Genomic DNA, 14,626 nt, shown 5'->3' with positions numbered 1-14,626 from the left:
GTCCTTCTTGATCGTCACCTCATCCTCCATGTAGCCTATGTCTTATTGCAATGACTTCCTGCCGCCGAAGCTTTAAGAGGAAAGATTATAGAAGGAGCGATGCCATGGATGATCTCCAGGTAGACCTGCAGGCCATCGGCCAGATGGTCGAGGTACCCACGATCCTCGAAGTCATCTGCAAGACAACCCACATGGGCTTTGCGGCCGTCGCTCGCGTCACCGACAGCCGCTGGGTTGCCTGCGCGGTACTCGACGATGTCGATTTCGGGCTGAAGGCTGGCGGCGAACTCAAGGTCGAATCGACGATTTGTCACGAGATCCGCCAAAGTCATGATCTCGTAGTCATCGACGATGTCGATGAAAGCCCGCAATACCGCAACCATCACACGCCTGCGATCTACGGCCTGAAAAGCTACATTTCCGTTCCGATCATCCGTCGTGACGGAAGTTTTTTCGGAACGCTCTGCGCCATCGATCCGGCACCTCATAAGGTCGACAATCCCGAGACGATCGGCATGTTCCGGCTCTTCGCCAAGCTGATTGCGAATAATCTGGATAACAATGCCGATCTTGTCCAGGCTCAGGTCGAGCTCGCCGAGGAGCGCGAGCTCTCGGTGGTTCGAGAGCAGTTCGTCGCCGTGCTTGGACACGATCTGCGAAATCCAATTGCTTCGATGATGGCGGGAATCAGGCGCTTAGGTCGCACGGAAGAGATGAGCGTGGAGGACCGCAACGTTCTTGGTCTTATGCAGTCGAGTGCCATCCGTATGCGCGATCTCGTTGACAATGTGCTTGATTTCGCCAGAGCGCGCCTCGGCGACGGACTTAAGTTAGACGTCGTTTCGGAGGCGCCGCTACGTCCCGTTCTGGAAAATGTTGTCGAGGAGATCCGATCGGTCCATCCGCATCTGGATATTCGGAGCAATTTCGAACTAGATCGCGACGTCCGTTGCGATCATCCCCGTATGTCCCAACTTCTTTCGAACCTGATCGGGAATGCGGTTACCCATGGCGACAGCGCAAAGCCAATTCAAATTGGTGCGACGACAACTGGAGGTCGCCTAGAGCTCTGGGTCGCCAACGCTGGCGAACCAATTTCAGATCAGGTGAAGACAACGCTGTTTAGGCCGTTCTTCCGCGGTGATGTCAGAGGCAGCCAACAGGGTCTCGGGCTTGGATTGTACATAGCAAGCGAGATCGCCAGGGTACATGGCGGGAAGCTTTCTGTTACGTCGGACGACTCAGAGACCCGGTTCATATTCACGATGCCTTTACAATCAGCCAGTGGAGGTCTCTCAAACGGCTAACGCGCCCTGCACCAAGTATCAGCTCTTATCTCGGGTCTTGCTTACTTCATGTGGAAAGTGCTCTTGCAGTGCTTCGAGAAGGGTCGCGGCAGAAAACGGCTTTTGAACAAAACTCGCATTGCTTGGGAGATCACCCTCTTGGGGCATCCTTGCTCCCGATGCGACGATCACCTTTATGTCTGGCCACCGCTCGGCGACCGTCCTGGCCAATTCGAAACCATCAAGATCTCCACCGGTCTGCACGTCGGTGAACAGCAGCTGGAGGAAGCTGTATTTTTCGAGAAAAGCGAAAGCCTCGTCGGCCGTATCCGCTTCCACGACGTAATATCCTGCTTCTGAAATGAAGTCGGCAGTATCCATACGTATCAATGGCTCGTCATCCACGACGAGTGCTATGGGTTCGGCGATCTTGTCGAATCGGTCTTTATCCATACGCACTAACACGATCCGTGAAAGCTTGTTCCAACTTTTGATATAATTTCGAAAGTAATTAGAGATGTTGAGGTGATGCAAATCGAGGTGATAGGATTTCCCGTCCTTTGTAGCCCATACGCAAGCGTTTCTCGTGTTGGAAACAAGCTTGTTGAGGGCGCCGACGATGCCCGGCCGGGCAAGTTCAGAACGACCCCACAGAACAAACGCCGCATGAGAGATGGAGCGGTTCTTCTCTCAGCCCCCGCAACGTTTCACAGGGAAATGTCGCTGCGGATTAACCTCAGCGGGATCAGCGAGCGCATTGCATCGGGATCCCCTTTTTCTTCTGTTCGGCCCAGGTCTGTTGCGCCTTTATTCGTCACCGCTGAGAAAGTGTCCGATGGGAGCAGGCCATATTCCATCGCAGACGATTTTGGGAGTGGCCAGCATCGCCACCGCAAGGATAGCCCCTGGCACCCCCACGTCCAGACTAGAAGACCAGGGCTACTATCACCACCACTGTTGCTCGGCTTATGAGGGCAATGGGGCTGCAGGGCATAATTCGTGGCAAGCCGATCGACACGACGATCAGTGACAAGACCGGCCCATGCCCGCTCGACCGGGTGAACCGACACTTCTTCGCGCCTGCGCCGAACATGCTCTGGCTTTCTGATTTCACGTATGTGGCCACTTGGCAGGGCTTCGTTTACGTCGCGTTCGTGATCGATGCCTTCGCTCGCCGCATCGTCGGTTGGCGAGCAAGCCGGACTGCCCATGCGGGCTTCGTTCTCGATGCCCTCGACCAGGCACTGCATGATCGGCGGCCCGTCCATCGTGGCGGGCTGGTTCATCATTCCGACCGCGGATCGCAATATGTGTCCATTCGCTATTCCGAACGGCTGGCGGAAGCTGGCATCGAGCCGTCTGTCGGGAGTGTCGGCGACAGTTATGACAACGCTCTCGCCGAAACGATCAATGGTCTTTACAAGGCCGAGGTCATCCATCGGCGAGGACCGTGGCGAAACTTCGAAGCCGTGGAGTTCGCCACGCTGGAATGGGTAGATTGGTTCAACAACAGGCGTCTTCTTGAGCCCATCGGAAACATTCCACCTGCCGAGGCCGAAGAACGATATTACGCCATGCTGGACGCACCAGCCATGGCCGCATAACTTAAACCAAACGGTCTCCGGTAGATCCGGGGCGGTTCATTATCTACTCCAGGGCAGCGTCCTAACCGAGTGAAGAAAGTAAGGTCGTCGGCTCGGTTGGTGAGGCTTGCGGATGGTACTGTTGTTTGGGCTGAAAGCTACGAAGCTGACTTGGGCGTGGAGCCATTACTGAAAATCCAATCCGACGTTGCAGGCAAGATCTTCAGCTGGGCCTGGTCGAAAGTGAGCGACCCATTGATCTTGCCACCACACCTCATCAAAAGGAGCCCTCCCAGGGGTGTGGGGGGCTCCGAGAAGCTTAGATGCCGGAACAGGTACCAAACGGCCAAGCTAGACAGTAGGCTCACAGAGCACATGTATTAGCGAATCAATTCGGCTGATCCTCGAAGGCCGTCCTCATTTGAGCGAGAATGAATACCCGCAAGGTCTGCTTGCTTGCCAGGCGGGGCGAGTTTGAGAAAAGGAGAGGATATAAAATTCAGCAATCGAAGGTCTGTCCGAAAATTCGACGGTGATGTTTCGGCGCGTGGCTGGATGTTCCTACGTCCTCCCTTCTGGAGCGCGTCCCATCTGCCTTTACGACAAGCTTCTTGAATGGCATCAGCTTGCTCACAACCTCAAAGGAAAGACTTCGGGATAGGAGCGACACTACCCCGCCTTGGCGTATTGGCCCAAACGTTTTGACTAGGATCGAAAAATTGTCGTTGTGGTCGCCGAGCCCCGCCCGACCAGCCAAATCAACGTCTGGGCCATGACAACAGCCAAGATAGTCAGTGATGCAGCGAACCAACGCCATGGCTCCAAATCGACTTGCGTTTCGAGACCGAATGCACAGGCATGGGCTGAGGCTTTCTCGACACAGAAGCTTCCTGCCTAAGCATATTTCGCACCCGAAAGCTTGGAATGTATGTCCCTTTGGGAACGGTAAGGACAATGTCATCTTCCGAGCCCTGAAGCAGGTAGTATCGCTCCAACTCGCGGCGGATCCGACTTGCTTCGATTCGGAAACAGAAGTCGGCCTGTGCATCGAAGGATGCATCCCGACCGAACACAAGTTGAGCGATCGTCACTGCCTTCAGGTACCCTGCCTGCCATCAAGGGTTTCCTCGACGACGAATTGCAGAAATCTTCTCGCCCGCAGCTGCAGTCTTAACTCTGTACTGGTCAGGATTCGTTCAACCTGCCCCCTTATCTGATCTAGAGATGGATCACCCGTTTCGTGGGGCATCGGGGGGAGTATAGCTGTCAGGGGTTCCTCGGTCGCGTGTGAAATGCGCGTTATTATGCGCCGTGCGAAGAGATTTGTTCTCCAGCCTACTCCCAATAAATACCGATGGCGGCCATTAAATCAGAATATTCCGGGAAAATATTCCACAAAAGTTGCTAGCCAATCGATGAACGGGCTTTGTGTTCCGGTGAGGTATTGAAGCCAAGGCTTGCAACAAGCAGCGAACGCCCTACTTAAATGACAAGCTCACCCGGAGAATGGTTGTCGCCACTTCTCGGTCATCTTTCGGACAGCCCCTTATAGGAGCGTACAATGTCCACCCGATCGACCTTGGGGAGTATGAGTGCTGAACGGCGGGAGTCGGTCCTGCGTTCGCTCGCGTCGATGCTGCAATACTCTGCGGGAGTAGCTAAGCTTCGACACTATCCGAGTTGGAACGAAATGGAAGTGTTGGCCGCAGAATTAACGCGAAACGCGGCCGTCATTGCTCAGGAAACCTCGGAAGCGGCCGAAACGGCTGCCGCCCAAGCCATAAGACTTTTGAGCGAGTTCGAATTGCGTTATCCCTCCACTGATTTTAGCCATCATTGAGATCGCTTCCATCATCCGGTGAATGATGGACTGCATCTGTTGCACCAGCTCGTGACGTTTCGCCGATTACTGGTAATCTGAGGCCCAGCGCCATCATCACATAATAGGGCCACCCTTGGCGGATGCTCTTGCCGAGACGGGCTCGACAAATCGCGGGAACGCTCCCACTTTTAGACGTCGAAAGTGACATCGGCATATTGTGCTTACGGTCATGGCATTACCTCCCTGCCGCTACTCGGACGGGTGCCGGAACCGACAGATCGGCGAGTGATCCTCGCTCTATGAGCCGGCATGGCATGTAGACCCGGCCGTGTTCGGGACGGCCGGCAATTTCATCGAGCAGACATTCGACGCGCGTCTGGCATCGCAAGGAAGACATCCGATGCGACACGGTATCGGACCCCGAAATCGAGCATCCCCGTGATGCGCTCATCAAAGTGACGAGCTGCGCGATTTGCGGCTCGGGACCCCCATCTCTTCCATATTTTCATCCCAAAGATGAAGTCGGGAAATAATATCAGGCACGAAATGATGGGCGAAGTCGTCGAGACCGGCTCGCAGATGAACGGCCGCCTGAAGAAGGCTGACCGGATCGTCGTTGCCCTGGCTGACCGCGGAGCAGCTGGTGGCGAGGCAAGAGGGTGAACGCAGAGACTTCAAGGCCAGCCTGCGGTATAACTGATTGTTCCCGTGCCCGCTTTGGGCTTGGGTCCATTTCGGGCACTTGGGTGTTCTTCGCAATGCTTGGAGGTGGCTGATGAGCGGAACAGAATTTTTAAAGGCGGCGACGTCCGCGGCACCCCATGGACTTCCGGATGGCGAGCTTCGCAACCGGCTCTCCGGACGCACGATACTGATCCTGATCGGCGTGGCCGTTATTCTTCGGCTGGGCCAAGAGATATTCGTACCGCTCGCGCTGTCTCTGCTCCTGACGTTTACACTCGCGCCGATCGTATCCTTCCTTCGCAAGCGTTCTGTGCCGAAGATCCCCGCCGTTCTGCTGGCCGTTGCGTCGGCATTCTGCGCGATTACCGTATTCAGCGTCGTCGTGGCAACGCAGGTTACCAATCTTGCCGAGAACATTCCGACATATCAGCGAAACATTGTCGATAAGGTGCATTCACTGGCGCAGGCAGGTGCGGGAAACGGCGTGTTCGAGCACCTTAGCAAAGCCGTCGAACGCGTGGGCGCCGAAATACAGACCCGTGCCGTCGAAAGCCAGGATCCGAAAGTTGAGGCGCCGACCATCCGAACGCCGATGCCTGTCGAGATCGTGACGCGCTCCGATCCAATCCAGACGCTGGGCAACTTTCTGCTGCCCCTTATTAGTCCGTTCGCAACCGCTGGTCTGGTTATGGTACTTGTAATCTTCATGCTTCTCGAGCGGGAAGAGCTGCGCGACCGGTTCATCCGGTTGGTCGGCCTGGGCGACCTCCACCGAACCACAGCAGCGCTGCAGGATGCCGGCGCGCGGGTCGGAAAATATCTGCTGATGCAATTGGTGGTGAACACGCTGTACGCCGTGCCTATTACCATCGGTCTCTGGGCCCTCGGCATCCCGAACGCAATCCTATGGGGACTGCTGAGCCTGGTTTTGCGGTTTGTGCCCTACATTGGCGCAATCATCGGGATGATGTTGCCGCTGTTTCTCGCGCTCGCGATCGCACCGGGATGGTCACTGGTGGTCTGGGTTGGCACCCTCTATCTGGTTACCGAGTTGGTCAGCAACAACGTGCTGGAGCCATGGCTCTATGGGACGCATACGGGATTGTCGCCATTGGCAATTATCATCTCGGCGATCTTTTGGTCCTGGCTCTGGGGTCCGCTTGGCCTTATGCTATCGACCCCTTTGACGGTCTGCCTCGTCGTGCTGGGAAGACATGTTCCGCAGTTCGAATTCCTTGACGTCCTGCTCGGCAACGAGCCGGTGCTGGAGCCTCACGAAAAGCTTTATCAACGACTCCTGGCCGGGGATCCTAACGAAGCTTCTGACAATGCCGAAGAGTTCCTCAAAGAGGAATATCTCGTCGAGTACTACGACAAGGTAGGTATGCCGGCGCTTCTACTGGCCGAACTCGATCGTCAGCGCGGCGTGATGTCGGAGAGGCAGATTGAGATGGTCGCGTCGAGCTCGCTGTCCTTGGTTGGGAACCTGTCGGATATAGCGGATGACGAGGAGAATGAGGATGAAACTGCGCCGGAGGAACCGTCACCGGCAGACGCCGAATTGGAGCTTCCTGACGGCGAGGGCCACTCCCTTCTGTGCATCGGCGGACGCGGTGGTCTGGACGACGCTGCCGCTGCCATGCTCTCGCAGATATTAGAAGTCCAGGGCGCCGCAGCGACGCGATCGTTTTATGCCGAGCATGCTGCTCGTGGATCCCTGGCACTTCCCGTCGACGGGGTCGACACGGCGATCGTCACGTATCTTAACGGCAATTCGAAGTCCCGTGCCCGCCAGATGATCCGCCGCCTCAAGCGCCTAAAGCCTGCGCTTCGTGTCGGTGTTCTCATTCCGACAGCAAACGGCCAGGACTTCGCTCAGATCGATCCGAAGGAGATAGATGCAGACTTCGTGGCAATCACGATAACGCAGGCTGCTCGTTCTGGCCTAACCTCTTCGGCCGCTGTAAGCCTCAAGACCGTAGTGCGAAAGATCGCCCGACGGAGGTCGCCTTCCATCGGAGGGACGGAAACGACGATTTCGGGGTAGTTAGGCTGGGCAAATATTGCTTGCTCTTGACGCGATGTGAACCGACGGCCGACCCGTACTGTGTTCTCTTTCAATGCTACCCGTGGGAGTGGGCTCCAAACCCGACCGGCGCTGCTGGTTCGCTCGAAACTGGTTGCCCCAGTCGCGAACCCACGATCCGAGCGCCTTCTTGACTGCATCGATGAGTACGGATCCCACGAGTGATGAAGATCATCGGCAGCTTCGCTCCAGCCCCTTTCAGCTTGCGCAGTTCGATGCCGGACATGCCTCCGAGATCGATATCCAGCACGAGACAGTCGATCGGCGTTTTCACGTCGTGACGGAGAAAAGCTTCCGCCGATGCATATTCGACAGCCGCAAATCCGTAGGCATTGAGGAGCCGACCCACGCTTCGACGTAGGCTCGTATCATCATCGACTACGGCGACAGTGCGGCGCAGCTTTCCCACCTCATGCGCTCATGCGTGACATTGCGCTACATACGCGGGTTTACGTCACTCTAGGCGTGCCGGCGGTCGGTTGATATTGCCCTTAGGGGAAGAGCGTCCGATCACCCTGTGGTCGCGGTACGACCGATGTCGGCGGCGATCAATAAGACCTCCGCAAGCAATTTTGCGGCGATCTTCTCCATGACCTGGTGGCCACGGACGATAAGCCCAAAGACTTCGGCTTCAGGCGCGCTCAGACTCGCAATCAAGCCACTCACTTTCTGCAGACGGTCGTGCTCGGCCCGTCGTCTCTCATATTGCGCTAGCGCTCGCTCGATCGCCTCCATCAGCACCGCCGCCGAGCTGGTCTTTTCCAAGAAGTCCTGTGCACCTGCTTTCCTTGCGTCGACGCCAGCCTTTATTTCACCTGGGCCCGTAAGAAACACGACCGGGATTAGAGGTGCAAGCGCGGCTTCCGGAACGGCTCAAAGATCCAGCCGGTAGCCAATATGCAAGCGTCCGGTCTTCTGAGCCTTCAAAAGATCCTGCGCTGCTTCACGGAGTGAAATCGGGTCAGCGACTACTCAATGTGGAGCGGGCCGTGGTGCTGGCGTCCACTCGACGCCAGCATCGTTGGCTCCCGCGCGTTCATTCGTTGGTCTGGTGGAACATTCGGGACGTCAATCCATTGTCGGTTGGGCTTGTTTTCCCTGTACGGGCCTAGAGGCTCATCGCCCACCCCGCGATGGGCCCTTTCCCGCGCTCGCTACCAACCATCCGCGTGATGATGGGGCAGTGGGCTAACATCCTGCCGGTCTGAAAACAACGCGCTTTTGACGCTCACTCCTTACCAATGCCAAGCGGACGCGCAACGGACTTGGCGATTTTCTCCGCGATGTCCGATTGGATTGCAAACGATGGCTTCCTGTCCAGCTCGTCGTCATAATTTTCAGCCCAAACGACAGCGCCATCCGAACGCCTCACCAACCGGGTCGCCAACCTTAGTCGCCGTCCCTCCAGTAGCACCGCCCCTTGGAGCAGATAGAGGCTATCGTTCGAACTCGAGGTACGACCGGCCTTTACGACAAGCTTCTTGATTGGCACCAGCTTGCTCACAACCTCATATGTAAAACTCAGAGATATGCCTACCGTGTCTGAGTCCGGGGACATAGGCTCAAATGGTTCGACGGCGATCGATTGCATGGTCGTTGTGATCGCTGAGCTCGGACTGTCCATCAGAACCAGACCGTGGACGAGCACAAAGCTTCCGATGGTCACGGCACCCACGACCCATTGCCAAGGCTCCAAGCCGGCTTTGCGTATCGGATCCTCAGGCAAGGCCAGAGGCTTTGTTGGTGCAGATATTGCCTGTCCCTTCGGCATCGTTCTCATCCGAAAGGTTGGAACGTATGCCCCTTTGGGAACGGTTATGACAATGTCGTCTTCCGAACCCTGGAGCAGGTAGTATCGCTCCAACTCGCGGCGGATGCGACTTGCTTCGATCCGGACACAAGGGTCGGCCTGTGCATCGAAGGATGCATCCCGACCGAACACAAGTTGAGCGATAGTCACCGCTTTGATGTATCCCTGCCTGCCATCCAGAGTTTCATCGACGACGAATTGCAGAAATTTACGTCCACGCTGCGGCAGTTCGAGGTTCTGACTGCTCAACATGCGTGTGAGTTGATCCCTGACCTGCTCTGGAGAAGGCTCACTAAGTTGGAGGGCGTTCGTGAATGCAGCTGTCATCGGCCCGGTCACCGTCCGTTGAAGTGAAACGCACGCTCTCACGCGCAGTCGAAAGTTATTTGTTTCTAGCATACGCTCAATTAGTGCCATTGGGCCAATAAATGAGAATATTTTCGGTCAGGTAGTCGTCACCAGTCGACCGGCCAATAGTTGAAGAGGCGATGGGGTGCGCCTAGTCGTTAACCGATCCAAGATCTTTTCCTTCCGAAGGTGCTGGAAAAACTTCGCTCGTTCCTTAAATCTCCACGATGCAGAACGCCCTCAACTTTCAGCACGAAAGGGGTGCCTCTCCCTGACCGGGAGGCGCCCTTTTCAATGGGCTATTAAGACATACACAGATCTCGTGCCCGATCTGACGGTGGCAAAGCTGATTGCGCCCACTGAAACGCCCGGCGCGGTCGCAACAGAGGCGGTCGGCTTCGGATGTCATCCCTCTGTCACTTGTCAGTGCCGGCCCTCCTCCCAACCTGGATATCCAACAGATAGGCGAAGACTAACGGCGGCGCGATGGCGCTGTTCCTGGCACTGCCGCGCTACCCCAACCTATGAAGCCGTCCATGAAACCGGATTGACGCTGCAAGGCTTTATTGCTTTCCTCGACCCCGCCAGAAACGGCCGCCGCCGCACTCGCTGCGCTCCGTGCATCCGGCGTGGCTGTCAAAATTCTGACCGGGGATAACGATCTGGTGACGCGCGAGACCTGCCGGGATGTGGGTCTCGATATTTCCGGTCTCTTACTCGGGCACGATCTGGAAGCAATGAGTGACATGGAAATTGGGGACGCAGTAGAGAAAGCGAACGCCTTCGCCAAGGTGTCGTCCTGCCAGAAGGCCCGCATCGTCGCTGCCCGGCAGGCCAGAGATCACGTTGTCGGCTTCATGGGCGATGAAATCACGGTGGTCCGGCATTGAAGACCGCCGATGTCGCAATATCCGTGGACACGGCGGTCGATATCGCCAAGGAATCCGCAGATATTATCCTGCTCTAAAAAAACCTGGCCATCTTGAACGATGTCATCGAGGGCCGACGCGTCTTTCGGCAACATCGTCAAATACATTAAGATGGGCGCAAGCTCGAACTTCGGCAACATGTTCAGCGTTCTCGGCGCGTCGATCTTCCTGCGTCCCCGAAAATGGGAAATCGGCAATACATGCGCTTTATGCTGTTCATCGGGCCGATCAGCTCGATCTTCGATTATTCGACTTATTTCACCATGCCGTTTGTCGTCGATGCCTGGACAAATGCGTCGCTATTTCAAACGGGTGGTTCGTGGAACCAATCCTGACCCAGACGCTGATCATTCATGTCATCCGCACCGCTCGAAAGCCGTTTATCGAGAGCTGGGCCAGCCCGCCGTTGATCATTTCCACGATCATCATCTGTGCGATCGCCATTGCCCTGCCGTCTTCCGTGTTGACGCCGATGGCGATGATCACCGCGACGGAGACGATGCGTCCGCCGCGCGGGACCTTGAGATAGGTGGCATCGATCCAAAGGTATGGCCCCTCGCCTTCGATGGGCCGGGAGAGAAAGGCCTTCACCTTGTCGGATTTCCTCGCACAGCCTGGAGACCTGGCTTTTGGAGATGCCGCTCATACCCATCGCCCTGACCAGATCGTCCACCGAGAGGGTCGAAACACCCTGGATATAGGCTTCCTGGATCACCGCGGTCAGCGCCTTCTCGGCCATGCGGCGCGGCTCCAGATAGCTAGGGAAGGAACTGCCAGTGCGCCGCTTTGGAATTCGCAGTTCAACGGTACCAGCTCGGGTCTCCCAATTGCGGTCGCGATAGCCGTTACGCTGTGCAAGTCGAAAGTCATTTTTTCCCCGTAGGCCGCTCCAGTCTTCGCGCCGACCTCCAGCTCCATCAGCTTCTCGGCTGCAAAGCCAATCATCTCGCGTAGCAAATCCGCATCGCGATACCTCAGACCAAAACGATTTCTGCAAAGCGAAGCACGCGAACCGATCGATGGCACTGAGCTTGATGAGGTGGATGGCTCCCTCTTCTGGCGATTCCTCCCAAGCCTCCGATGTCTGTGCGCTTGCACCCTCCCAGTTTTCCAAATTTGAAAAACGGTTAAGCATTTTTTGCCGTTTTTTTCGAAATTTGAGCGCCTAAGTCAGGTCGTGTGATGTCATGACGAATGGCTCGGAAGGAGATAGGCCATGGATAGAAAGCACCACGAGGACGTCGCTAAGGACTTTCTGGATGCGCTTGCACGATGCGATACCGACACGATGTCGAAGCTCAGCACCGAGGATATGACCTGGTGGATCATGCCCGGCAACAAGTTTTCGGGCTTGCACGCTAAGGGGTCATATCTCAAAAACCTGCCCAAGCTTTTAGAAAACGCCTCCGGCCCACTCAGGCTGGAGTATCACGAAATCACCGGCGAGAGCGATCGCTTGGCGATCGTCGCCGAGGGCGATCTGCCGATGAAGGATGGCCGGCACTATCGGAACCATTATCATTTCCTGCTGCGCTTCCGGGACGGGAAGATCGCAAGCGGCAAGGAATTCACGGACTCGCTGCGCATCAACGAGATATTCGGCGCGCCCGACAGAAGTGACGCAGCCTGATCGCGCCGAGCGCTAGGCAGCTCTACACCCCATCAATCACAACTGACGCGGAGCGGACCTTCCTGTCCGAACGGATTGACGCGTCTAAAGGAGCGTAAAATGAAGTACAAGCCACTCGGCAATACCGGTCTTCTGGTTTCGCAGCTTTGCCTGGGAACGATGACTTTTAGCGACGGCACCGGCATCTACGAACATATCGGCGATGTCGGCCAGAGCGACGCCGACGAACTGGTCAAGGCCAGCATCGACGCTGGGATCAACTTTTTCGATACTGCCGACGTCTATTCAGCTGGTGCCAGCGAGCGCACGCTCGGCCAGTCCTTCAAGAATCTCGGGATACCCAGAAACGAGATGGTCCTGGCCACCAAGGTCTATAGCCGCATGGGACCAGGCCGGAACGATGTCGGCGCGTCGCGCGGGCACATCATGGATGCCGTGGAAGCCAGCCTCAAGCGGCTTCAGACCGATCACATCGATCTCTATCAGGTCCACGCCACCGATATCCTGACGCCAGTCGAGGAAACGCTGCGGGCACTGGACGATCTGGTACGCCAGGGGAAGGTCCGCTATCTCGGCGTGTCCAACTGGCAAGCCTGGCGCATTGCGACCGCGCTGGGTGTTTCCGCCCGCCTCAATCTGGAGCGTTTCACAACGCTGCAGGCCTATTACTCGGTCGCCGGACGAGATTTGGAGCGCGAATTGCGGCCGCTTCTCGAAGCCGAGAAAATGGGCCTTCTCGTCTGGAGCCCGCTTGCCGGCGGCCTGCTGTCTGGCAAGTTCAGCCGGGAAAACCAGTCGCCCGAAGGTTCGCGCCGCTCCTCTTTCGATTTCCCTATTGTCGACAAGGAGCGCGCCTGGAATGTGATCGACGTGCTGAAGCCGATTGCTGAAGCCCATGGCTGCAGCCCAGCCCGAATCGCGCTCGCCTGGCTTCTTTCCAAGCTTGTCGTCACCTCCATCATCGTCGGCGCGAAGCGGCTGAGCCAACTCGAGGATAATATCGCCGCAGTGGATATCACCCTCACCGAGGACGAAAGCGCCAAGCTCGACGCCGTTAGCGAGTTGCCGCCGGAATATCCGGGCTGGATGCTGGCCACGCAGGGTGCGGACCGCATGGGCGCCGTCGATCTTTGGGCCGACAAGACGTCGCAAACGTCCTGATCGATGCGCGGGAGCGTCCGAATAGCGACAACCAAACCAAGAGGATAAGGATCATGACAGATCGATTGAAAGGGAAGGTCGCTGTCATTACCGGCGCTTCCAAGGGCCTCGGCGCAGCAATCGCGAGGGGCCTTGCCGTCGAGGGAGCCTCGGTGGTGGTCAACTATGCGGCCAGCAAGGATGCGGCCGACCATGTGGTGGCGGATATCGAGGCGAAGAGCGGCCAAGCCATTGCCGTCAAGGCAGACATGAGCAATCCGGCACAGGTGGAGGCGCTCTTCGCCGAAGCGAACCGCGCTTATGGCCGCGTCGACGTGCTCGTCAACAATGCTGGCGTCTATGACTTCCAGCCGCTCGAAAACCTCTCCATCAAGCTCTTCCGCCGGCATATGGAGTTGAACGTCTTCGGCTATCTGCTCGCTGTGAAGGAGGCCGTGAAATACATGCCGGAGGGCGGCAGCATTGTGAACATGTCCTCGACGGTAACGATTTTCGGCCCGGAAAACGCTTCCGTCTACACAGCCAGCAAGGGCGCGATCGACGGATTGACGCGGGCGCTGTCCAACGAACTCGCGCCCCGCAAGATCCGCGTCAATGCGATCAAGCCCGGCGTTGTCGATACAGAAGGCGTCCAGGCCGGTGGCTTCCTGAAGACGGACTTCGGCCCCGCAGTGACGGCCAGAACGCCGCTCAAACGGCTGGGCACGGCCGACGACGTGACGCCGGCGGCAATTTTCCTCGCCTCTGACGAATCCAGCTGGACGACCGGCGAATTCTTCGTCTTTGCCGGCGGCCACCGCTAAGTTGAAGCAAAATAATGCGCCGCGACGCGGCCCGGAGATTTCAAGATGACAGATATAAAGGAGAGGACGGCCGCACAGGTCGTCCAGCATTATCTCGATACGTTCTTCCGCAAGGATGTGGACAAGACGCTCAACTGCCTTACCGACGACGTGGTTTGGAAAGTGCAGGGCGCTTCCGACGTTCCCACGATCGGCATCCGCCATGGGAAGGATGCGGTGCGGGCCTGGATGGCGGTCTTTCCCGATCATTTCGAGCCTCTCGATTTTTATGTCGAGCGGATCTTCGAAAATGGCGATACGGTCGTCGTCACGGGCCATTTCCGCCATCGCATTCTCACCACGGGCAAGACCTTCGCGAGCGACTTTGCGGCGATCTGCTCCGTGCGCGATGGGAAGGTCAGCAGCTATAACTTTATCGAGGATTCCTACGGGCTCTGGAAAGCATTTCAGCCCGACTGATGCAGACGATCCGGGCACGCCGCCG

Annotated in this window: 10 protein-coding genes and 6 pseudogenes; 10 read left to right on the top strand and 6 right to left on the bottom strand. The window is 57.0% G+C overall.

Features of this window, described 5'->3' with window-relative positions:
• Window positions 1-50 precede the first annotated feature (50 nt).
• The gene (locus tag FHT93_RS33615) at window positions 51-1,307 is read left to right on the top strand and encodes a GAF domain-containing sensor histidine kinase (RefSeq protein ID WP_246715765.1); all 1,257 of its coding nucleotides are present in this window, start codon (window positions 51-53) and stop codon (window positions 1,305-1,307) included.
• Window positions 1,308-1,325: 18 nt separating this feature from the next.
• On the opposite strand, the gene FHT93_RS33610 is transcribed toward FHT93_RS33615, so the two are convergent.
• Complete coding sequence (locus tag FHT93_RS33610; RefSeq protein WP_112547250.1) at window positions 1,326-1,739, bottom strand: response regulator; 414 nt, start codon at window positions 1,737-1,739, stop codon at window positions 1,326-1,328.
• 500 nt (window positions 1,740-2,239) lie between these two features.
• On the opposite strand from FHT93_RS33610, the pseudogene FHT93_RS33605 reads away from it, so the two are divergent.
• Window positions 2,240-2,890, top strand: a pseudogene (locus FHT93_RS33605) (IS3 family transposase); the annotation flags it as partial.
• A gap of 887 nt (window positions 2,891-3,777) precedes the next feature.
• Here the strand turns inward: FHT93_RS33605 and FHT93_RS35805 are convergent.
• Window positions 3,778-4,118, bottom strand: a pseudogene (locus FHT93_RS35805) (hypothetical protein); the annotation flags it as partial.
• Window positions 4,119-4,430: 312 nt separating this feature from the next.
• Here FHT93_RS35805 and FHT93_RS33600 point away from each other — a divergent pair.
• From FHT93_RS33600 to FHT93_RS33590, 3 genes and pseudogenes are all read left to right on the top strand, one after another.
• Window positions 4,431-4,709 (top strand): hypothetical protein, encoded by a 279-nt coding sequence (locus tag FHT93_RS33600; RefSeq protein WP_162710218.1) that lies wholly within the window; start codon window positions 4,431-4,433, stop codon window positions 4,707-4,709.
• 329 nt (window positions 4,710-5,038) lie between these two features.
• Window positions 5,039-5,309, top strand: a pseudogene (locus tag FHT93_RS33595) (alcohol dehydrogenase catalytic domain-containing protein); the annotation flags it as partial.
• A 157-nt stretch (window positions 5,310-5,466) separates the two neighbouring features.
• Window positions 5,467-7,422, top strand: a complete 1,956-nt coding sequence (locus FHT93_RS33590; RefSeq protein WP_183851292.1) for an AI-2E family transporter — start codon at window positions 5,467-5,469, stop codon at window positions 7,420-7,422.
• A gap of 199 nt (window positions 7,423-7,621) precedes the next feature.
• On the opposite strand, the pseudogene FHT93_RS33585 reads toward FHT93_RS33590, so the two are convergent.
• From FHT93_RS33585 to FHT93_RS33575, 3 genes and pseudogenes are all read right to left on the bottom strand, one after another.
• A pseudogene (locus tag FHT93_RS33585) lies at window positions 7,622-7,870 on the bottom strand (response regulator); the annotation flags it as partial.
• Window positions 7,871-7,971: 101 nt separating this feature from the next.
• A pseudogene (locus FHT93_RS33580) lies at window positions 7,972-8,316 on the bottom strand (DNA-binding response regulator); the annotation flags it as partial.
• 373 nt (window positions 8,317-8,689) lie between these two features.
• On the bottom strand, window positions 8,690-9,598 hold the full coding sequence (locus tag FHT93_RS33575) for a hypothetical protein (RefSeq protein ID WP_113115854.1): 909 nt from the start codon (window positions 9,596-9,598) through the stop codon (window positions 8,690-8,692).
• Between the two features lie 587 nt (window positions 9,599-10,185).
• On the opposite strand from FHT93_RS33575, the gene FHT93_RS36055 reads away from it, so the two are divergent.
• Window positions 10,186-10,509, top strand: a complete 324-nt coding sequence (locus tag FHT93_RS36055; RefSeq protein ID WP_112547246.1) for a hypothetical protein — start codon at window positions 10,186-10,188, stop codon at window positions 10,507-10,509.
• Window positions 10,510-10,995: 486 nt separating this feature from the next.
• On the opposite strand, the pseudogene FHT93_RS33565 reads toward FHT93_RS36055, so the two are convergent.
• Window positions 10,996-11,526: pseudogene (locus tag FHT93_RS33565) on the bottom strand (transposase); the annotation flags it as partial.
• A 238-nt stretch (window positions 11,527-11,764) separates the two neighbouring features.
• Here FHT93_RS33565 and FHT93_RS33560 point away from each other — a divergent pair.
• The 4 genes from FHT93_RS33560 (at window position 11,765) to FHT93_RS33545 (ending at window position 14,601) form a co-directional block, all read left to right on the top strand.
• On the top strand, window positions 11,765-12,178 hold the full coding sequence (locus tag FHT93_RS33560) for a nuclear transport factor 2 family protein (RefSeq protein WP_112547245.1): 414 nt from the start codon (window positions 11,765-11,767) through the stop codon (window positions 12,176-12,178).
• Window positions 12,179-12,277: 99 nt separating this feature from the next.
• Window positions 12,278-13,339: an aldo/keto reductase gene (locus tag FHT93_RS33555; RefSeq protein ID WP_112547244.1), complete on the top strand. Its 1,062-nt coding sequence runs from the start codon at window positions 12,278-12,280 to the stop codon at window positions 13,337-13,339.
• 53 nt (window positions 13,340-13,392) lie between these two features.
• Window positions 13,393-14,142: a glucose 1-dehydrogenase gene (locus tag FHT93_RS33550; RefSeq protein WP_112971211.1), complete on the top strand. Its 750-nt coding sequence runs from the start codon at window positions 13,393-13,395 to the stop codon at window positions 14,140-14,142.
• Window positions 14,143-14,187: 45 nt separating this feature from the next.
• A complete protein-coding gene (locus FHT93_RS33545) occupies window positions 14,188-14,601 on the top strand; it encodes a nuclear transport factor 2 family protein (protein WP_112547242.1) in 414 nt (137 codons plus the stop codon).
• Window positions 14,602-14,626: the final 25 nt, after the last annotated feature.

The organism is Rhizobium sp. BK379 (assembly GCF_014193955.1).
Taxonomy (GTDB): Bacteria; Pseudomonadota; Alphaproteobacteria; order Rhizobiales; family Rhizobiaceae; genus Rhizobium.
Note: the sequence above shows the minus strand (reverse complement) of the source record. Positions and strands in the feature narration are given on the sequence as shown.